This is a genomic window from Nonomuraea sp. NPDC003201, from assembly GCF_053590415.1.
On record NZ_JBSFTC010000063.1, the window covers coordinates 1 to 18,025 of the forward strand.

The window sequence follows — 18,025 nt, forward strand, 5'->3', positions numbered from 1 at the left end:
CGCCCGCAAGAAACCCGGCGACCCGCCGCCCCCAGGCAAGATCGCTTACACCCTCACAATCACCACCAAAGCCCTTAACTAAGCGGCATTGGGGCTCCGCCCCCTTTCGATCCCCCTCAACCCCCGCTCGCATGAGGGTACGGCCGGACCGCCGGGCCAGTCAGCGCGGGCGTACCCCCGGGTGTCGGGTCATCGAGCGGCGAGGACGTGCGCCCACGGCTCGTCGATGTCGGCCAGACCCAGCACGGCGACCACGTTGTCGAGCATCCCGGCGCCGAACCAGTGCCGCACGGCGTCGTCGTCGCCCAGCAGCTGCCGAACGGTGTCAACCTGCTTGGCGTAGCACCGCCGCACGGCCTGCCCAACCAGCGGCTCGCCGGCGGCACAGTTCGCGTGCATGAGGAAACGCAGGATGGTCCGGTCCGCGACGAGCGCGGCGTAGGCGCCGCGCGCCGCGTCCAACGCCGCCTCGGGCGCCGGCCCGGCCCCACCCGACGCCGACGAGTGCGCGACCAGCGTTTCGGTCATCACGACGGACACGTGGTCGACCGCCGCCGCGAACAGCGCTTCCTTGTTCGGGTACAGGCGATAGAGATACGGCTGAGAGATGCCGACCCGGTTGGCTATCTCGTGCGTCGTCGTACCGTAGAAGCCCTTCTGGGCGAAGCAATCGATCGCGGCGGCCATGATGGCCGGACGTCGTTCGTCGCTCTTGGTGCTGGTGCCGGCGGCGGGCATGGGCATCAGTTAAACACGGCTCTTCTCAGCCTCCAAAAGTCACGCTGAGGTCAGGGTCGGACGGCACGTCGGGGGGTGTGAGTGCCTCGATCGCTACCAGCGGGTTCCAGTAGTCCAGGTAGTGGGTGATGAGCGCGTCGTCGTCGGTCCGGACGACGGAGATGCACCTCTGCTCGTACGGCTTGCCGGTCGGCCGTGCGGTGCCCGTCGAGCGGAACTCGGCGATCACGAGACTCGGATCGACCGTCTCGTGGAACACCAGGTCGACGAACTCGATGTCAAAGGTCTCGGGAAAGCTCCTCATGTGCGCGAGCAGTGCGTCCCGCCCCGTTACCCGTCGGGGCACGCCGGCCGGCGCGAACGGGAACTCGAGCACCGCGTCCGGGGCGAACAGCGTCACCCACTCGTCCGTGCGTCCTGCGGCGGTAAGGCGCAGGTGCTCGGCCACGGTGTGCTGGGCAGCGGCGCGGCGGTTGGCGTCGTCTTCCTCGGCTGTCATATCGACTCCTAGGTTAGTGATTGACCTATAACCTACCAGGACGCAGCAGGCGCGTCGGAGCCCTGGTGCCTGACGGGGGCATCCGCCGCAGTTTCGACCCAAGGTCTTGGGCTGTGAGCCCCCCGCTCTGATGGAGTGGCGCCCAACTCACAAAAGCTGTGCCCGAACGAATCCGGCCAGCAGTACGGCGAAGCCGCCGACCTCACCGACGATCAGAGAGACCACGAACGCGCTCGTGCCGCGTACGGGATGGCGAAACTGATTGTCGGTGTCACGGCGCCAGCCGTGGTGAATATAGGTCCCGATCGCGGCCACGAAGAAAAAGATCATGACTCCCGCCGCCGCCAGGTTGACCAACGACGGCCAGCCGCTCAGCGTGACGAACGCCGCGAGCAGCAGCGTCGCGAACGAATAGAGCAAGGCGGCTCGATGTGCGACGTCCACATAGGGGTGGGCCACGTGGTCCGCCGAGGTGGCCATCTGGCGGTATTTCCATACGCCCAGCAGCAACGCCAGCAGAAAGATCAGTCCCGCCGCCAGCAGAACCAGCTTGGCATCCATGCTCAGCACCACGACGGCACGCCTCCATCCAGGATCGGGCAGTCTCCCGACAACTCGAACATGCATGTACAAGTTATGGTGGAGATCGTAGCACTGGGGCCTGAAAATGATGGCGCATGCCTACGCGCGATGGTCCCGCGACCGCTGGCCCCGGCTGGCTGGCTTGCATGTCCGCCACCTCGGCCGGTTCGCCTATGTCGAAGGCGAACTGACCTGGAAAGGCTGCGAGTCGCGCCGTTCCGCCCCCCTTCCACCATGCCGCGCGGACTGGAACAGGTGCGCGATCATTTCGGGTGAGGATCTTTGCAACAGAGCGAGCGGCTCATGCGTCCCGGTGGTGTGGAGTTTGAAGACTTCGTCCGGACCAGGGGATCAGCCCTGCTCCGCTACGGCTACGTGCTCACCGGCAATGCCGAGGACGCCGCCGATCTCGTCCAGGAGGCTCTGCTCAAGGTGGGCGACACCTGGAGCCGCGTACGCAACAAGGACAGCCCCGAGGCGTACGTGCGCACGACCATGGCCCGCCAGCACATCAGTTGGTGGCGCAGGCGGCGCAAGGAGCACGTAATCGACGAGGTCCCGGAAGGGGCCTACCACGACACCCACACCTTCGGCGAGCTCTGGAAGGAGCTCGCCACGCTGCCCAGGAGGCAGCGGGCCGTGCTGGTCCTGCGGTACTACGAGGACCTGCCGGATGACGAGATCGCCGCGATCCTCGGCATCTCTCGGGGAACAGTGCGCAGCCAGGCGTTCCGGGCGCTCGCCACGCTCAGGATCAGGCCCGCTGTGCTCGAAAGGGGACGCACATGAGATCGGGAGACGAGCGGAGGGCCGGCATGAGGACGGAAGGTGATCTGGTGGGGGCGCTGCGGCAGGCAGCCGAGCGGGCTCCGGAGCCCGACCTGCTGGCCGGGGTCGGCGAGCGCAGGAGCCGGAGGACCAGGCGGCGCGCGCAGTTGCTGGCGGTGGCCGCGGTGGTGGTCGTGGTGGGGGCGGGTACGGCCGCCACCAAGGGGATCTTCGTCCGCGGAGGCGGCGAAGGCATCGAGACGGCTGCCCAACCCGCAGCTGAGGAAGATCGCGGGGCGGTCGCGGAACCCACGATCACGGTGACCACCAGGACCGTGACGGCGACGCCCAGGGGTCCCGCGGGGATGCCGGTCGGGAGGCTGTGGCCGAAGGCGCTCTTCCAGATGCCCGCCAGGAACGCCGACGGCTGGCGCTACCGCCCGGTCACCGGGATCAACGCCACCGAGGTGCTGCTGATAGCGGAGTCCTCGTTCGAAAAGGCCGGAAAGATCGAGATTTATGACACCAAAACCGGCAAGGCGCGGCTGGTCACGAAGGTGCCGGCGACCAAGGGCTTGAAGAAGTACTACCCGCAGAGCGCCACGACCGACGGCACGAACGTCGCCTGGTTCGCGACCGGCACGGACAAGAACCAGAACAGGGTCGCGGAGATCTGGTGGGTCCCTCTGTCCGGCGGGAAGGCGCAGAAGATCTACACGACGACCGAGTACGCCATCAACACCATCGGACTCGACGGAGATCAGGTCGTCTGGTCGGCCGTGAAGGGCGGGGTGCACCGGAAACCGCTCCTGGGCAGCACCATCGAGCTGCTGAGCGACGAGAACCTGCACCTGATCCACTGGCCCTGGGCCAGCGACATCGGTGACGGGCCCGGCACCCTGGAGACCAACCAGACGAAGATCGTCAACCTGGCCGAGGGCACGGAGACCAAGATCACCGTCAAACCGGGCACGACGGGCCTGCGATGCGGGCCGACCTGGTGCCACGGCCGCCTGGATGACAGGGGCATCATCCAGCGCCCCGACGGAAGCGGGTTCCGCAGGCTGCCAGCGGCCGGGTTCATGAACGGGCTCTCCCCTTACCCCATTCTCGACCGCTTCCTGCACTCCGGGGACACCGTGTACGACCTGACCACCGGCAAGCAGGCCGCGATCACGAGAGTCGGCGACTGGAGCGGCGTCGGCACCTCGTCGGAGGCCAGCACGATCGTCTACTGGGGCGTCACCAAGGAGCAGAAGCCGGCCAAGTACTGGGTGCTGAACTTGGCAGCCGTCCCGCCCGAGCAATAGCGTTCCCGCCAGGGCTGGACGGCCTGGAACTCCTGGCCGTCCGGCGTAGCCGCCATCACAGCTTCTCGGGGAGAGCTGACGGGGCCCCGCTGCGAAGCCGCCATCCCCGCCCCAGGTTAGGGGCGGGCCCGGTCCAGGTCGAACGTCACGCCGGCCAGGCGGATCGTGCGCACCTTCGGGTCCTTGATCAGCTCCCGCAGCTCGCGGACCGAGCTGAGCTGGTCCACATAGCCGTAGGCGAGCCCGGCCTCGGCCGCCTTGCGCAGCCGGTCCAGGGACAGGTCGAAGGAGCGCAGGTTGGCGTTGTCGTGGTCACGCAGCAGGCCGGTCCATTTGCGGAACCGCGGCAGGCCGCCGCCGCACGCGTCATCGGTCATGTCGCCGCCCTTGCCGAGCTCCATCCCGTCGGCCCAGTAGTCGAAGCCCCAGGTGATCGGGAGGGAGCCGGGTCTGCGCTCGTACGCGACCCGTTCGGCGCAGGTCCGGTACTGCTTGACGAACGCCTTCAGCTCGGCCTCGCCGAGCGGCTGCTCGAACTCCACCACCGCCAGCGCGCTGAGGTCGGCGGGCAGCCGGGCGAGCACCGCGCGCACCTCGTCCTTGGTCGTCAGCGTGGTGCCGAGGTCGAACAGGGACTGGGAAAGCCTGGTGTTGGCGGTGTGGCCCAGCGGCAGGCGGCCCACGCGGCCGAAGAAGTCCTGGCTGAGCGTGTACGACTCGCTCCCGACCGGCCAGGCCCCGACCGGCCCCAGGGGACGCGCGGCCACCTCGAACGACATCGAGACGGGCGTGGTCTGGCAGCAGGAGCCGATCGTCACCGTATAGGCCGGGTTGTAGATCTGGAAGGCGGTGCCGAGCACGGCCTGCATGCGGCGTTCCCGGTCGCCGCGGGTCTGCACCAGGGACGAGCCCTCGGTCGCGGCCACCGCGAGCAGCGCCAGCACGGCCAGGACGATGGCGACCGTCCTGAACAGTCCCCGCCGGACCGCACGCCGGGTGCGCTTGGGGTCGAAGTCCGGCAGGTCTGGCATCTCAGGCATCTCGGGCATGTTCATGGGTTCTCCTGGTAAAGGTCGGCGAAGGCGGCCCTCGCCCGCCACACCGCGGTCTTGATCGAGTTGTGGGACCTGCCGGTCATCGCGGCGACTTCCACCATGGAGAAGCCTTCGAAGTAGACCAGTTTGAGCAGCCGGCACTGCTGCTCGGGCAGCCGTTCGAGCGCGTCGCGCACGTCGAGCGATTCCACGTGCAGCGGTGGTACGCCCAGTTCGTCGGGGTTGGGGAGGGCCGGCTCGCGGCGGCTCCTGCGGACGTGATCCAGCAGGGTGTTGCGCGCGATCGTGAGGAGCCAGGCCGCCGAGTTCTCCCCGCGCCAGCCGAGCAGTGCCCTGGTCGCCTTGATGAACGTCTCCTGCGCCAGGTCCTCGGCGAGATGCGGATCACGGGTCCTGCGCAGGAGGAACCCGCACACGAGCGGCCAGTGCTCGCGGTACAGCTCCTCGATGATGTCGCCCCCCGAACGGTTTCGATTGTCACGTCACATGCAGACGCGACCGGGGCGGGAATGGTCACACGGCTTGCCGGCCGGAGGTCCGTTCTACGACCCGTCCGCCGTACGGAACCGACCTACCGCACGCGTCCTAGCCGCTCGCAGGCGGCCGGGCGCAGAGGCGCAGCGTGCTCTCCAGGCACAGGGCCGCCGCCTCGTCGGCGGTGAGGCGGCCGTCGGCGAGTTCCGCCGCTGCGGCGTGCTGGAGTCCGATGACGGCGGCGGCGAGCCAGGCGGCCGGGGGCGACGGGTCGAGGTCGCCGGTGCCCTGGCCTCGCCGGATGAGCCGTTCGAGGCGCGGTGGCACGACGTCGTGGGGGTCGTTGCTCTTGGGCCGGTGGACCGAGGTCGTGGTGGGGTCGAGCAGGAGGGGGTGGCGGCTCAGGAACCGCCAGCCGGCGTCGAGGAACTGGGCCAGCGCGTCGGCGGGCGGCGCGGTCTCGAGGCCGGCGGCGTCGAGCAGGGCGGAGTATTCGGCGGCCGCTGTCTCGATGAGGGCGTCGATGAGGGCGTCGCGTGAGGGGAAGTGCGCGTAGACGGTCTGGCGGCTGACGTTCGCCGCGGTGGCGATCTCTTCCATGCTGGCGTCGGGTCGCTCGCCGAGCGCGACGCGGGCCGCGTTGAGGATCGCGTCGATGCTGCGCCGGGCGTCGGACCGGCGACGGCGGGCGGGCCTGGCGGGGTCGAGTGTGTCGGCCATCGCAGCGATGATATCCGCTCGGCATAACCTTGACAATCTGTAAGAGATAAATAAGTCTTACGGCATGTCAAAGAACAGCGCGGCTGGGGAGCAGCCGGCGATCGAGGCGTACGGCCTGGTCAAGGTCTACGGCGAGAACCGGGCACTGGACGGGATCGACCTCACGGTCCGGCGCGGTCAGGTGTTCGGGTTCCTGGGCCCCAACGGGGCGGGCAAGACCACCACGATCCGCATCCTGGCCACCTTGACCCGGCCCGACGGCGGCACCGCCCGCGTCCTCGGCCACGACGTGATCGGCGAGCGGGGCGCGATCCGCGCCCGGGTCGCCGTGACCGGCCAGTTCGCCGCCCTGGACGAGGACCTGACCGGGTACGAGAACCTGACCGTCCTCGCCCGTCTCCACGGCCTGCCCCGCGCTGCCGGCAGGCAGCGAGCCGACGACCTGCTGGCCGCCTTCGACCTGACCGGCGCGGCCGGCCGCCCGGTGGGCGGATACTCCGGCGGGACGCGCCGCCGGCTGGACATCGCGGCCAGCCTGATCGTGACCCCTGACCTGCTGTTCCTCGACGAGCCGACCACCGGGCTCGACCCGCGCAGCCGTACCCAGGTCTGGGAGCTGGTCCGCCAGATCGCCGCGGCCGGCACCACGGTGCTGCTCACCACCCAATACCTCGAGGAGGCCGACCAGCTCGCCGAGCAGATCGTGGTCATCGACCGCGGCCGGATCGTGGCCGAGGGCACCAGCGCCCAGCTCAAATCCCGAGTCGGCTCGGGCACCCTGCGCGTCCGGCTCCTCGACGGCGAGCAGCGTCCGCGAGCGCGGCAGATCCTGGCCGCCGCCCTGAACGGGACGGTCCGTCTGGCCGCCGACCCGCTCTCCCTGTCCATGCTGCTCGCCACCCCGGCCGACGCGACGGACGTGAGCCGGCTGGTCGGGCACGCCATGACCCAGCTCGCCGACGCCCGGGTGGGCGTCGCCGAGGTCGCTCTCGGACAGCCCAGCCTGGACGAGGCCTTCCTCGCCCTGACCGGCCACACAGCCACCACCGACCACCAGGACGTGGACGCATGAGCACCCCGGCCGCCGTCACGCGCCCCGCCGCGGCGCAGACCTCCCCGATCGACATCCTGCTCGCCACCGGCCGGCAACACCGCCGCGCCGGGGCGCTGGCCGCCTCCGCGACCTTCGGCCGGCGAGCCATGCTCAAGATCAAGCACGACCCCAAACAGCTGGTGGACTCGATCGCCATCCCGATCCTGTTCACCGTGCTGTTCACCTACCTGTTCGGCGGCGCCGTCAGCGGCTCGACCGGCGACTACCTCACCTTCCTCCTGCCCGGCACGCTGAGCATGAGCATCGCCATCGTCACCATGTACGGCGGTGCCCGGCTCGCCAAGGACGTGACCACCGGAGCCTTCGACCGCTTCCGTTCGCTGTCCGTCTGGCGCGGCGCCTTCGTGCTCGGTGGCCTGCTCAGCGATGCCGCCCGCTACCTGTTCGCCTCCGGCATCGTGGTGGTCCTCGGGCTGATCATGGGCTACCGGCCGGAAGGTGGCGCACCTGGAGTGCTCGCCGCCATAGCCCTGATCGTCGCCTTCGGGCTCTCCCTGTCCTTGCTGTGGGCCACGGTCGCCCTGCTCGTGCCCGATCCGGCCGTCGTCATCAGCATCGCCAACGTCGTGCTGATGCCGCTGTCGTTCGCCAGCAACATCTTCGTCCAGCCCGGCACCATGCCCGGCTGGCTCCAGGCCTTCGTCGAGGTCAACCCGCTCAGCCACGTCGCCGCCGCGGCCAGGGGCCTGATGAACAACGCCGCCGGCACCGGGGGATCTCTCGTCTGGTCGCTCATCGCGACCGCTGCCATCGCTGCGGTGTGCGGGCCGCTCGCCCTCCACCTCTACAACAAGCGGGGCTGACGCGCCGGGGGCGTGGTCAGGGGCCGCCGCGGCAGGAGCGTCTGACGCGTCTCTCGGCGCCCACCAGGTCGGGCATGTCGAGGCAGAGGAGCTTGTAGCGGATCTCGTCGGCCGTGGACGGATCGACGACCTCGTCGACCAGGTCCAGGGCCTGTTGCCAGGAGTCCCGGGCCGCGTCATGGTCGCCGGCCTCGCGGTGGCTGTCGCCGAGGTGGCGCAGGGTGCCGATCTCGTTGTAGCGGTCGCCGACGTCCCGGTAGAGGGTCAGGGCGTGCCGGTAGTAGACGATGGCCCGCTCGTAGTCGCCCATCCGGTGCAGGGCGTAGCCGAGGCCGTCCAGGACACCCGCGTCGCCGTAGCGGTTGCTCAGGCCGTTCAGCTTGATCAAGGCGTCCTGGAGGTACGTGGCGGCCCGGCAGTCCTGGTCCAGCCTGATGTGGGTCCAGGCGAGCGCGTGCAGCATGCTGGCCTCGCCGGCCGGGTTGCCGGTGGCCGCGTACAGGGCGAGGGCCCGTTCGGCTTGTTTGATCGACTCCTCGTACCGGCCGACCTGGTCGAGCAGCCACGCGTGGCTGCGGTGGGCGGTGGCCAGCCCGGCCAGGTCGCCCAGCTCCTCGTGCAGCTCCAGCGAACGCCGGATGCCGGGCCAGGCCACGTGATAGTCCCCGAGCCGCGCGGAGGCGCGGGCCAGCGCCCGATGCAGGTGCGCCTGCGCGGCCCGGTGCCCCAGCCGTTGGGCGGCGGCGAGCCCGTGGCGCTGTACGGTCGCGCAGTCGCGCCAGTGGCCCTGCTGGTCGAGGAAGCGCTCCAGCGCCCAGGCCAGTTGCCAGCTGTGCGTGTCGAACCCGCCCTGGGCCGCCAGCTCCACCACGGACATCAGCACGGGGTGCTCGGCCGTGAACCAGGCCAGCGCCTGCCGGTCGTCATCGAACTCCGGCACGGGCCGGCCCAGCTCCGGCCGCACCCAGAACGGCGCGAACTTCCTGCAGGCCCCGTGCGCCTGCTGCGTGTAGTGGTCGAGCAGCCGTCCTACGGCCGCGTCCCGATCGTCCTCGGAGTCCGCCACGAGCTCGGTCGCGTACGCGCGCAGCAGATCGTGCGCGGCGTACCGGCCGGGGGCGTGCTCGGTGAGCAGGCTGGCCCTGGTCAGCTCGTTCAGCGCACGCCGTACGGGCTCACCCGCGAGGGCGGCGGCCGCCCCGGCGCTGATATCAGGCCCCGGATGCAGCGCCAGCAGGCGGAACAGGCGGGCCGCTTCCGCGCTGAGCGACCGGTACGACCACGAGAACACCGCCCGCACGTCGACGGCCGGATCGCCGTCCGCGAAGGCGTCCAGCGTCGCGGGCGTCCCGCGCAGCTCGGCGGCGATCGCGGACAGCGGGAAGGCCGGGTTGGCGGCGGCGCGGGCGGCCACCACGGCCAGGGCCAGCGGCAGGCCGCCGCACCGTTCGACGATCTCGTCCACCGCCTGCGGCTCCCGCGCGACCCGCTCCTCGCCGAGCCGCCGGGCCAGCGACTCCCGGGCGTCCTCGGCCGGGAACAGGTCCAGCGTCATCGGCAGCGCCCCCTCCGTCGCCAGCAGGCCCGGCAACCGGTCCCTGCTGGTGATCAGCACCAGGCAGCCGGGGCTGCTGGGCAGCAGCGGGCGTACCTGCTCGGCGTCGCGGGCGTTGTCCAGCAGGATCAGCACCCGGCGCTTGGCCAGCAGGCTCCGGTACAGCCCGACCTGCACGTCCACCGCGACCGGGATCCGGTGCGGCGGCACGCCGAGCGCCTCCAGGAAGCTCCTCAGGGCCTCGGCGGGGTCCATGGCGGAGCCCTGGCGGTCGAAGCCGCGCAGGTTCACGTACAGCTGGCCGTCCGGGAAGCGGTGGGCCACCTGGTGCGCCCAGTGAACCGCCAGCGTCGTCTTGCCGACCCCCGCCATGCCGCCGATGGCGCTGATCACGACCGTTCTCAGCGCGTCCCCGTCGAGCAGGGCGAGGGCCTTGGCCAGGTCGGCCCGCCTGCCCGCGAAGACGGCGAGATCGGCGGGGAGCTGAGCGGGCCGCACCACCGTGTCCGCCGCGTCCGTCGCGAGCCCGTCGGCGGGCTCGGTCAGTACGCGCTGCTGGGCGGCGCGCAACTCCTGACCCGGTTCGACGCCCAGCTCCTCGGCGAGCTCGTCCCGGACCGCCTGCCAGGTGTCCAGCGCCTCGGCCTGGCGGCCGGTGGTGGCCAGGGCGAGCACCAGCCTGGCCTGGAGCCGCTCGTCCAGCGGATGCCGGGTGGCCGCCGCCCTCAGCGCGGGCAGCAGTCCGACCATCCCGCCGTGCTCCAGCGCCACGTCGGCCGCCTCCAGCGCGACCATGATCCGCTCCTGCTCCAGAGCGGCGAACACGGGCAGGGACCGCACCTCGGCCGGAACGCCCGCCGCCGCCTCCCCCTGCCATACGGCCAGCGCCTCCGCGTAGAGCTCCACCGCCTCCGCCGGGGCGGCCGAGCGGGCCTGTCCGGCCAGGTGGCGGAAGCGCAGCAGGTCGAGCGTGCCGGCGTCGGCCTTCAGGCGGTACCCGCCCGCGCCCCGGAGCAGCCAGCCGCCCTCCGCCCTGGGCGGCAGCCCCGGTTCCAGCAACCGGCGCAGGTTGCCCACGTACCTGTGGACGACGTTGATCGAGCTGGACGGCGGGTCCTGCCCCCAGAGGACGTCGACCATCTCGTCCAGGCTCACGGGCCGTCCCGCGTACGCCAGCAGGAGGGCGAGCAGGGCTCGTTGCTGCGGAGGACCGGAGTTCAGCTCGACGTCTCCTCGCCAGAGGCGCACAGGCCCCAGCACCGCGAACCGCATCCGTCGCATCCCCCTCCGCCGACTCTGACATTTGGGAGTATTTTTAACCGGCCATGCAATCGGATTGCAGCGGGCTGAACGCCCCAACGGCTCTCAAGGCTCATGTTTCGGACGCGCCAGAGCTGGGGAATGGTTTGCGGGGTAATGTGGCTTTATGAGGGGTATGTCCGAATAGTCGGTCGGGGATGTGCGCTCCAGTCCCTCGACCGCTCCATCACATTCCCGAAAGGAGCGAATCATGATCTTCCCGAGTTACATGTCAGCTGCGAGGATCTTGCCCGTGGCCATGGAGCCTCCCGGGCCCAATCCACTGGGGCCGAAGAAGAGGATCAACAGCGACAGCAGCAGCCGTTCCAACCGCCGTCGCAGCCGCCGTCGCCGTTGAGCGAGGCGTAGTTCAGACCTGATGACGACCTGGCCGACAGCGGCCAGGTCTTCGTCGTTCGCGGTCATTTGCGGCGTTCGCGGTCGAGTTCGTTGAGGATCCCGGCCAGGCCCAGCTCGAAGCGGCGGGTCAGGCCGGGGGTGCCGGTGAGCTCGTCCGCGCCCTGCGGGCGATCGCGGACTGGCACCCCCGGGTGCGGGCGATCTTCGACCACTGGGACACCTCCACGGTCTTCGCCCTGGCGCTCCGTACCGGCGTGCCGATCGAGCCCTGGCCGAGTACGAGTCCGCGATGACCGCCTACGGCTTCGCCGCCGTACGCGCCTCCGCCGAGAACGGCCACCGCCTGCTCGGCCAGGACCCCCTCCCCGCCGCCTGAGTGGCGCGTTCTCCGGCGATCTGGCGAGAATGATGACCTGACGTGGGGAGATGCGATGGTGATGGAGAACGAGGACCGGACGTCGGACTCGCCCTACATCGAGCGGGTCTACCGCAGCGAGGGCGTCTCCACGGCGAAACGGATGCACTCGGTCGCCAACTCCAACTGGGAGCTGGTGATCTGGGAGCACTGCGGGCGCGCGCACGTCGCGATCCGCGGGCCGGAGACCAGGCCGACCACGGTGGACATGAGCCCGGACGGATCCGCGTTCGGGATCATCTTCGCCCACGGCGCGGCCATGCCGCACCTGCCGGTCCAGGGCCTGGTCGACTCGGCCGTGCTGTCCCCGCACGTGACCTCGGACACGTTCGTGCTGCAGGGGGAGGAGTGGGAGCTGCCGGGCTTCGACAACGCCGAGGTCTTCGTGGAGCGGCTCGTGCGTTCCGGCATCCTGGTGCGCGACCCGCTGGTGACCGACGTCGTCGCGGGCGACGACGCCCCGCGGCTGAGCGCCCGCTCGGTGCAGCGCCGGGTGGTCGCCGCCACCGGGCTGACGCAGGGGGCGATCCGGCAGATCGAGCGCGCCCGGGAGGCGGCCATGCTCCTCGGCGAGGGTGTCGCGCCGCTGGACGTGGTGCACCGGCTCGGCTACTACGACCAGCCGCACCTCGCCCGCTCGCTCACCCGTTTCATGGGCCGTACGGCGACCGAGCTGCAGCGTCCGGACCCGGACGAGCCCCTGTCGCTTCTGTACAAGTCCGGCCGGTGAATCTCTCGTAGCGTGAGGGCGACGCCGCAGGCGGCAGACCCACCCACCTCGATGAGCACAGGAGCAGGACCATGCCCAAGTTCGCCCTCGTCTACCAGTACGACCCCGCGGCGACGGGCCCGGCCCAGGGAGAGGTGCCGGACTGGTTCGCCTATGACAAGGAGGTGCGAGAGGCCGGCGTCCTCGCGTACGAGGCCGGCTTCCACGAGGCCAGCAGCGGCCGGACGGTGAGCGTGCGCGACGGCGCCACGGTCGTGGACGACGGGGTCGCGCCGACGTCCGGCGCCGTCGTCGCCGGCCTGTACATCGTCGACGTCGCGGACATCAACGCCGCCACCTCATGGGCGGAGAAGATCCCCACCGCCCGCTACGGCAGCGTGGACGTGCGCCCCGTCGTCGAGTAGGAGGGGTGGTGGTCTATGGTCGCCTATGGTGTGTTGGTGACTGCCAGTCAAGGTCGCCGTGACCAGCTCAAAGAGTTCCTGCGTGGCAAGCGGGAGGCTCTCACCCCCGCCGACGCCGGAATGCCCGCCGGAGGGCGCCGCCGCACTCCGGGACTGCGCCGGGAAGAGGTGGCGGTGCTCGCCGGGGTGGGAGTGTCCTGGTACACCTGGCTGGAGCAGGGACGCGACATCAAGGTCTCCGACGCCGTGCTGGACGCGGTCGCCCGCGCGCTGCAGCTCGACGAGGCGGAACGGGCCCACCTGTACGTGCTCGCCGGGCTGAACCCGCCGGACCCCGCGGGCCGGCCGGGCGCGCCGGTGAGCGAGCAGCTGCGCGCGGTGCTGGACGCCTGGATGCCCAACCCGGCGCATGTGCTGGATCGGCACTACAACCTGGTGGCGATGAACGACGCGGCCAGGTGGGTGTTCGGATTCGACGGCGAGGTCCGCAACTGCATGGTGGCGTTCTTCACCCATCCGATCTACCGCGGCAGGTTCACCGAATGGCACGAGTTCGCCCCGGACATGGTGGCCGACTTCCGTGCCAGCGCGGCCCGCTATCACGACGACCCGCTCTTCGGGCAGATCGCCGAAGAGCTGTGCGGCGCCAGCGCGGAGTTCGCGGAGTTGTGGGCCCGGCCGGATGTCCGCTCCCGCTCCCAGGGGATCAAGGCGATCACGCACCCCGAAGCCGGGGACCTCGTCTTCGAGTACTCGCTGTTCCGGCTGCCGGATCGTACGGACCTCAACGTGGTGCTGCACACGCCGCATCCCGACACCGACACCAAGGCGAAGGTGGAGAGCCTGGTGGTGGCACACCCAGGATGAGCTGACACTGCCTTGCTGAGAGCCGTCCCAGCACGATGGACGGCATGAAGGCAATCACGATCCCCGAATTCGGCAGCGCGGACGTCCTCCGCCTCGACGAGGTCAGGCTTCCCGAGCCCGGGCCCGGGCAGGTCTCCATCGACGTGGCCTACGCGGGCGCGAACTTCGCCGAGATCCTCTACCGGCAGGGCGTGGTGGACGTGCCGCTGCCCTTCGTACCCGGCATCGAGGTGTCCGGCCGCATCCGGGCGCTCGGCCCCGGCGTCGAGGGGCTGCGCGTGGGCCAGTCGGTCGCCGCCCTGACGATCGTCGACAGCGGCGGTTATGCGGAGACGGTGGTCACCTCCGCGGACCTGGTGGCCCCGTTGGACGGCCACGACCTGGGGCTGGGCATCGCGGCGGCGCTGCCCTCCAACAGCACCACCGCGTTCCTCGTGCTCGACCGGGTGGCCCGCATCGAACCCGGGGAAAGCGTGCTCGTGCACGCCGCCGCCGGAGGTGTGGGCAGCCAGCTCGGCCAGGCCGCCCGCTTGCTGGGCGCGGGCCGCGTGGTGGGCACCGTGGGCAGCCCCGCCAAGATCGAGACCGCCAGGGCGTTCGGCTACGACGAGGTCGTCCTGCGCGACCAGGTGGCCGAGGCCGGTCGGTTCGACGTCGTGGTGGACATGGTCGGCGGTCCGGCCCGGCGCGGCAGCCTGGACCTGCTCGCGCCGATGGGCCGGATGGTGGTGATGGGCAACGCCTCCGGCGCCGAGGACGTGGGGATCTCGGCCAACGAACTGTGGTTCACCAACAAGACGGTCTCCGGGTTCAACCTGGCGGCCTTCTCCGCCGCTTTCCCCGCGGAAGCAGGCCGGGCGCTGCGCCGGGCTGTGGCCGCGGCCGCCGGTGGGGAGCTTCGGGTGCAGGTCGAGTCGCTACGGCTGGATCAGGCAGCGCAGGCCCACCGCCGCATCGAGTCCGGCCGGACCACCGGCAAGCTCGTACTCGAAGTCGAACGAATCTAGGAGTTGGGCGGAGCCGTCTCATGCGACGTCGAAGGGCGGCAGCTCAGCCAGGTCCAGAATGGCTGCCGGTGGGAAGTCCGGCCACGAGCTCGGCGGGTCCTGGCTCAGGTCGCGCAGGTGCTTGTCGATGAAGCGCTGAGCGTTGCGCAAAACTCTGATTGCGGTGGCGGCGTCGATGGCGTCGTCCTCCAGCGCGTCGGCAAGCTCGTCGAGGTCCAGGACCTCGTAGCGCCGGCTGACCGGGGGCACGACGATGTCCACGTAGAGGTCGTGGACCACCAGCCGCTTCGGGCCCGCTTCCTCCAGTTCGACCAGGTCGATGTACCAACCGCCTTCGAGTGCGTCGACGAAGGTGACCGGCCTTCGGATCTGTATCCCTTCGTCGGCGATCACGAAGCAGCGATCGGTCGTGGGCCGGCCGGGAACCCGCCACGGGGGAAGGATCTCAACGTCATAGGCCACGAGGTTGTCGCCTGTTCGGACACCGGAGCACCATTGCCCACTGCGGTGGTGGACACGTACCTCTTCAAGGGTCACGAACGCAGTATGACCGCGTCCGTGGTGGGATCACCGGCAGGTGATCACGGGATCCTGCACCGAGTGCGGACCGGGGTGCGGTGGCGTGATCTGCCGGAACGCTACGGGCCGTGGAAGACGGACTCCGAGCGGCACGCGGCGGGTGAACGGGGAACGCGCCGAGGGCTGCCGAACGTCAGACTCCTTCCCAGCCGCTCGGGTGGTTGATCTCCAGCCACGTCGACAGGGACATCGGCTCGCCGAACCGGGCCCAAGCCGTGCTGGAGTCGACGATCTGCGACTGGGTGTCCAGCAGTGCCCCCATCTGCATCCGCCGGGCGAGGACCGCGTTGAACGGCCTGGTCAGCGGCCTCATCACGCGGAGCATCCCGACTGGCATCCTGTTCTCACCCTTGATCTTCAGGCCCAGCGAGGCCGCGATGAGCTCGTTGACCTTCGTGAGCGGTAGCGCCTCGGGCCCGCCGAGGTCGGCGGACCAGCCTTCGCCGGGGCGCATGGCGAGCGCGGCGGCGACCTTGGCGACGTCCTTGCCGGCCACCCATGAGACCGGGTTGGTGCCCGAGCCGAATACGGTGGTCTTCCCCTGCTTGGTGATCGACTCGGTGAGCATCTCCACCCAGGTGTCCATCAGGTGGGTGGGCCGCAGGATCGAGTACGGCAGGCCGCTGGTGCGCAGTAAGCGCTCGGCCTCGAACTTGAGCCGGAAGAACTCGACGGGGCTGTCGGCGTGGGCGCTGGCGGAGGAGATGTAGACGAAGTTTTCGACTGCGGTGTCTCGTGCAACGCCGATGAGGCTGGGGATCCCGGCGCTCTCGCCCGGGGTCTCGTGGCGAAGCCGCGAGACCCCGATGGACACGTCCGAGCGCTAGCGAGGGCCGCATGGAAGGCCTTGCTCGTCAGCCCTTGATGGCGCCCACGATCACGCCCTTGGTGAAGTGGCGTTGGACGAAGGGGTAGATGATCAAGGCGGGGATCACCGCGATGACCACGATGGCCATTTTGATGGCGAGTGTCGGCGGGGCGTCGCCGGTCACGCCTGCCGTGGCGCTGGGCAGCGGGTTGGAGTCCACCACATACTGGCGCAGGATCAACGCCAGCGGCCACTTCCTGGTGTCGTCGATGTAGAGCATCGCGTTGAACCAGGCGTTCCAGTAGCCGACCGCGTAGAACATCGCCACCACGGCCGTGACCGCCTTCGACATGGGCAGGACGATGCGCCACAGGATGCGGAACTCGCCCGCCCCGTCGATGCGGGCGCTGTCCAGGACCTCTCCCGGGATGCTCATGAAGAACGAGCGCAGCACCACCACGTTGAACGCCGAGACGGCCGTCGGGAGGATCAGCGACCAGTAGCTGTCCTTCAGGCCCAGGCCGCTGACCATCAGGTAGACCGGGATGATGCCGGGGAAGAAGACGAACATCAGCAGCACGCTGAACAGCAGCGGGCGGTGCAGGAACGAGCCCGGGCGCGACAGCGAGTACGCGCCCAGGATGCTCACGCCGGCGCTGAGGAGCGTCCCGACCACCGTGACGCCCGTGCTGACCAGGACGGCCCTGCTGACGACCGTGTCGGAGAAGATCTGCTCGTACGCCTCGAACGTGATCCCTTCCGGCACCAGCACCAGCCCGCCCACGCGGTTGACCGTGGCGGCCGAGCTGAGGCTGGTCAGGACGATGGTGTAGAGAGGGCCGAGCACCACCACGACGACCAGCGTGATCAGCGTGCCCTTGCCGAGCTGGCCGAACGGCGAAGGGCGTTCCTCCCACGGCGCGAGCCGGGAGGGCTTCCGCGAGGTGAGTACGGTCATGATCGCGAATACACCCCTCGCTCGCCGAACGCGTGCGCGACCCGGTTGGCCGCCACGATGAGCAGCAGCCCGACCAGGCCCTTGAACAGCCCGGCCGCCGCCCCGTACCCCAGGTCCCCGGTACGCAGGCCCGACCAGTACACGAACGTGTCGAAGACCTCGGACGCCGCGCTGCCGACGGCGCTGCGCTGCAGCATGAACTGCTCGAACCCCACGTTCAGCGCGTCCCCGAGCCGCAGGATCAGCAGGAGCACGATCACCGGACGCAGCCCGGGCAGCGTGATGTGCCACATGCGACGCCAGCGGCGGGCCCCGTCCACGGCGGCGGCCTCGTACAGGTTGGGGTCGATGGTGCTGAGTGCGGCGAGGAAGATGATCGCCCCCCAGCCGGCGTCCTTCCAGACGGTCTGGGACGTGATCAGCAGGATGAACGTGTCCGAGTTCGTCATCCAGTCGACAGCCTCATGGCCGCGCTCCCGCAGGATCTGGGCCAGCAGCCCCGCCCCGCCGAACATCTGCTGGAAGATGGCGATGACCAGCACCCAGGAGAAGAAGAACGGCATGTAGACCACGCCCTGCACGAACGCCCTCAGCCGGGCCGAGACGATGCTGTTGAGCAGCAGCGCCAGCATGATCGGCACGGGGAAGTAGAAGACGAGCTGGAAGGCCGTGATGGACAGGGTGTTCGCGATGGCGCGCAGGAACTGGGGGTCCTGGAGGAGCAGCCCGAAGTTGGTGAAGCCGATGATCGGGGACCCGGCGATCCCGTCGGTGTACGGGTTGTAGTCCTGGAACGCGATGACGTTGCCGAGGGCCGGGATCCACCAGAAGGCGACGACGAGCAGGAGCATCGGCAGGTTCATCACGAGCAGAGGCCAGTCCCGGCGGAGCTTGGCCCTCCAGGTGAGCTCCTGCGGGGCGGTCCTGCTGGGCTGCGGAGCCGTCCGTCCGGCCGTGATCACACCCATGAACAGCCTCTT

21 protein-coding genes and 1 pseudogene are annotated in these 18,025 nt (G+C 69.9%); 9 read left to right on the top strand and 13 right to left on the bottom strand.

Translation table 11 applies throughout. The features are described 5' to 3' along the window. Window positions 1-189: 189 nt before the first annotated feature. From ACWDX9_RS22945 to ACWDX9_RS22955, 3 genes are all read right to left on the bottom strand, one after another. Window positions 190-738 (bottom strand): TetR/AcrR family transcriptional regulator, encoded by a 549-nt coding sequence (locus ACWDX9_RS22945; protein WP_449957123.1) that lies wholly within the window; start codon window positions 736-738, stop codon window positions 190-192. A 25-nt stretch (window positions 739-763) separates the two neighbouring features. Next, a complete protein-coding gene (locus tag ACWDX9_RS22950; RefSeq protein WP_449957125.1) occupies window positions 764-1,237 on the bottom strand; it encodes a nuclear transport factor 2 family protein in 474 nt (157 codons plus the stop codon). Between the two features lie 147 nt (window positions 1,238-1,384). Next, complete coding sequence (locus ACWDX9_RS22955; protein ID WP_449957127.1) at window positions 1,385-1,798, bottom strand: hypothetical protein; 414 nt, start codon at window positions 1,796-1,798, stop codon at window positions 1,385-1,387. A 339-nt stretch (window positions 1,799-2,137) separates the two neighbouring features. Here ACWDX9_RS22955 and ACWDX9_RS22960 point away from each other — a divergent pair, with 339 nt between their 5' ends. Continuing rightward, window positions 2,138-2,608: a SigE family RNA polymerase sigma factor gene (locus ACWDX9_RS22960; protein WP_449957129.1), complete on the top strand. Its 471-nt coding sequence runs from the start codon at window positions 2,138-2,140 to the stop codon at window positions 2,606-2,608. A 26-nt stretch (window positions 2,609-2,634) separates the two neighbouring features. Continuing rightward, window positions 2,635-3,897: a hypothetical protein gene (locus ACWDX9_RS22965; protein ID WP_449957131.1), complete on the top strand. Its 1,263-nt coding sequence runs from the start codon at window positions 2,635-2,637 to the stop codon at window positions 3,895-3,897. 116 nt (window positions 3,898-4,013) lie between these two features. Here the strand turns inward: ACWDX9_RS22965 and ACWDX9_RS22970 are convergent, their stop codons facing one another. The 3 genes from ACWDX9_RS22970 to ACWDX9_RS22980 all read right to left on the bottom strand — a co-directional run bounded on the left by ACWDX9_RS22970 (window position 4,014) and on the right by ACWDX9_RS22980 (window position 6,146). Beyond that, complete coding sequence (locus ACWDX9_RS22970) at window positions 4,014-4,937, bottom strand: hypothetical protein (protein WP_449957132.1); 924 nt, start codon at window positions 4,935-4,937, stop codon at window positions 4,014-4,016. Window positions 4,938-4,948: 11 nt separating this feature from the next. Further along, complete coding sequence (locus tag ACWDX9_RS22975) at window positions 4,949-5,404, bottom strand: RNA polymerase sigma factor (protein WP_449957202.1); 456 nt, start codon at window positions 5,402-5,404, stop codon at window positions 4,949-4,951. A 133-nt stretch (window positions 5,405-5,537) separates the two neighbouring features. Continuing rightward, entirely contained in the window at window positions 5,538-6,146 is a 609-nt protein-coding gene (locus tag ACWDX9_RS22980; RefSeq protein WP_449957134.1) for a TetR/AcrR family transcriptional regulator, read from the bottom strand. Window positions 6,147-6,210: 64 nt separating this feature from the next. Between ACWDX9_RS22980 and ACWDX9_RS22985 the strand changes: the two genes are divergently transcribed. Both ACWDX9_RS22985 and ACWDX9_RS22990 read left to right on the top strand, forming a co-directional pair. Next, entirely contained in the window at window positions 6,211-7,218 is a 1,008-nt protein-coding gene (locus ACWDX9_RS22985) for an ATP-binding cassette domain-containing protein (RefSeq protein ID WP_449957136.1), read from the top strand. Continuing rightward, window positions 7,215-8,063 (top strand): ABC transporter permease, encoded by an 849-nt coding sequence (locus ACWDX9_RS22990; protein ID WP_449957138.1) that lies wholly within the window; start codon window positions 7,215-7,217, stop codon window positions 8,061-8,063. Before ACWDX9_RS22985 ends, ACWDX9_RS22990 begins: the two co-directional genes overlap by 4 nt. A gap of 16 nt (window positions 8,064-8,079) precedes the next feature. Here ACWDX9_RS22990 and ACWDX9_RS22995 read toward each other — a convergent pair whose 3' ends face one another. The 3 genes from ACWDX9_RS22995 to ACWDX9_RS23005 form a co-directional block, all read right to left on the bottom strand. Next, window positions 8,080-10,890 (bottom strand): BTAD domain-containing putative transcriptional regulator, encoded by a 2,811-nt coding sequence (locus ACWDX9_RS22995; protein WP_449957140.1) that lies wholly within the window; start codon window positions 10,888-10,890, stop codon window positions 8,080-8,082. A gap of 252 nt (window positions 10,891-11,142) precedes the next feature. Next, window positions 11,143-11,343, bottom strand: a complete 201-nt coding sequence (locus ACWDX9_RS23000; RefSeq protein ID WP_449957142.1) for a hypothetical protein — start codon at window positions 11,341-11,343, stop codon at window positions 11,143-11,145. After that, on the bottom strand, window positions 11,340-11,489 hold the full coding sequence (locus ACWDX9_RS23005; protein ID WP_449957144.1) for a hypothetical protein: 150 nt from the start codon (window positions 11,487-11,489) through the stop codon (window positions 11,340-11,342). Before ACWDX9_RS23005 ends, ACWDX9_RS23000 begins: the two co-directional genes overlap by 4 nt. A 219-nt stretch (window positions 11,490-11,708) precedes the next feature. Between ACWDX9_RS23005 and ACWDX9_RS23010 the strand changes: the two genes are divergently transcribed. From ACWDX9_RS23010 to ACWDX9_RS23025, 4 genes are all read left to right on the top strand, one after another. Next, window positions 11,709-12,422 (top strand): helix-turn-helix domain-containing protein, encoded by a 714-nt coding sequence (locus ACWDX9_RS23010; protein ID WP_449957146.1) that lies wholly within the window; start codon window positions 11,709-11,711, stop codon window positions 12,420-12,422. A 71-nt stretch (window positions 12,423-12,493) separates the two neighbouring features. Next, window positions 12,494-12,826 (top strand): YciI family protein, encoded by a 333-nt coding sequence (locus ACWDX9_RS23015; protein WP_449957148.1) that lies wholly within the window; start codon window positions 12,494-12,496, stop codon window positions 12,824-12,826. 36 nt (window positions 12,827-12,862) lie between these two features. After that, the gene (locus ACWDX9_RS23020; RefSeq protein ID WP_449957150.1) at window positions 12,863-13,693 is read left to right on the top strand and encodes a helix-turn-helix transcriptional regulator; all 831 of its coding nucleotides are present in this window, start codon (window positions 12,863-12,865) and stop codon (window positions 13,691-13,693) included. 44 nt (window positions 13,694-13,737) lie between these two features. After that, window positions 13,738-14,700, top strand: coding sequence for a quinone oxidoreductase family protein (locus tag ACWDX9_RS23025; RefSeq protein ID WP_449957152.1), 963 nt, complete (start codon window positions 13,738-13,740; stop codon window positions 14,698-14,700). 18 nt (window positions 14,701-14,718) lie between these two features. Here the strand turns inward: ACWDX9_RS23025 and ACWDX9_RS23030 are convergent, their stop codons facing one another. After that, window positions 14,719-15,237, bottom strand: coding sequence for a DUF402 domain-containing protein (locus ACWDX9_RS23030; protein ID WP_449957154.1), 519 nt, complete (start codon window positions 15,235-15,237; stop codon window positions 14,719-14,721). 22 nt (window positions 15,238-15,259) lie between these two features. On the opposite strand from ACWDX9_RS23030, the pseudogene ACWDX9_RS23035 reads away from it, so the two are divergent. Further along, window positions 15,260-15,372: pseudogene (locus ACWDX9_RS23035) on the top strand (transposase); the annotation flags it as partial. A 40-nt stretch (window positions 15,373-15,412) separates the two neighbouring features. Here the strand turns inward: ACWDX9_RS23035 and ACWDX9_RS23040 are convergent. The 3 genes from ACWDX9_RS23040 to ACWDX9_RS23050 are packed head-to-tail and all read right to left on the bottom strand — an operon-like array spanning window position 15,413 to window position 18,013. Beyond that, complete coding sequence (locus tag ACWDX9_RS23040) at window positions 15,413-16,093, bottom strand: NAD(P)H-binding protein (RefSeq protein ID WP_449957156.1); 681 nt, start codon at window positions 16,091-16,093, stop codon at window positions 15,413-15,415. 40 nt (window positions 16,094-16,133) lie between these two features. After that, on the bottom strand, window positions 16,134-17,045 hold the full coding sequence (locus tag ACWDX9_RS23045) for a carbohydrate ABC transporter permease (protein WP_449957158.1): 912 nt from the start codon (window positions 17,043-17,045) through the stop codon (window positions 16,134-16,136). Next, the gene (locus ACWDX9_RS23050) at window positions 17,042-18,013 is read right to left on the bottom strand and encodes an ABC transporter permease (protein WP_449957160.1); all 972 of its coding nucleotides are present in this window, start codon (window positions 18,011-18,013) and stop codon (window positions 17,042-17,044) included. Before ACWDX9_RS23050 ends, ACWDX9_RS23045 begins: the two co-directional genes overlap by 4 nt. Window positions 18,014-18,025: the final 12 nt, after the last annotated feature.

Coding starts and splice junctions, on each gene's coding strand:
- ACWDX9_RS22945 (WP_449957123.1), bottom strand. CDS start 738: ATGCCCGCCGCCGGCACCAGCACCAAGAGCGACGAACGACGTCCGGCC.
- ACWDX9_RS22950 (WP_449957125.1), bottom strand. CDS start 1,237: ATGACAGCCGAGGAAGACGACGCCAACCGCCGCGCCGCTGCCCAGCAC.
- ACWDX9_RS22955 (WP_449957127.1), bottom strand. CDS start 1,798: ATGGATGCCAAGCTGGTTCTGCTGGCGGCGGGACTGATCTTTCTGCTG.
- ACWDX9_RS22965 (WP_449957131.1), top strand. CDS start 2,635: ATGAGGACGGAAGGTGATCTGGTGGGGGCGCTGCGGCAGGCAGCCGAG.
- ACWDX9_RS22970 (WP_449957132.1), bottom strand. CDS start 4,937: ATGCCTGAGATGCCAGACCTGCCGGACTTCGACCCCAAGCGCACCCGG.
- ACWDX9_RS22980 (WP_449957134.1), bottom strand. CDS start 6,146: ATGGCCGACACACTCGACCCCGCCAGGCCCGCCCGCCGTCGCCGGTCC.
- ACWDX9_RS22985 (WP_449957136.1), top strand. CDS start 6,211: ATGTCAAAGAACAGCGCGGCTGGGGAGCAGCCGGCGATCGAGGCGTAC.
- ACWDX9_RS22990 (WP_449957138.1), top strand. CDS start 7,215: ATGAGCACCCCGGCCGCCGTCACGCGCCCCGCCGCGGCGCAGACCTCC.
- ACWDX9_RS22995 (WP_449957140.1), bottom strand. CDS start 10,890: ATGCGGTTCGCGGTGCTGGGGCCTGTGCGCCTCTGGCGAGGAGACGTC.
- ACWDX9_RS23000 (WP_449957142.1), bottom strand. CDS start 11,343: ATGACCGCGAACGACGAAGACCTGGCCGCTGTCGGCCAGGTCGTCATC.
- ACWDX9_RS23010 (WP_449957146.1), top strand. CDS start 11,709: ATGGTGATGGAGAACGAGGACCGGACGTCGGACTCGCCCTACATCGAG.
- ACWDX9_RS23015 (WP_449957148.1), top strand. CDS start 12,494: ATGCCCAAGTTCGCCCTCGTCTACCAGTACGACCCCGCGGCGACGGGC.
- ACWDX9_RS23025 (WP_449957152.1), top strand. CDS start 13,738: ATGAAGGCAATCACGATCCCCGAATTCGGCAGCGCGGACGTCCTCCGC.
- ACWDX9_RS23045 (WP_449957158.1), bottom strand. CDS start 17,045: ATGACCGTACTCACCTCGCGGAAGCCCTCCCGGCTCGCGCCGTGGGAG.
- ACWDX9_RS23050 (WP_449957160.1), bottom strand. CDS start 18,013: ATGGGTGTGATCACGGCCGGACGGACGGCTCCGCAGCCCAGCAGGACC.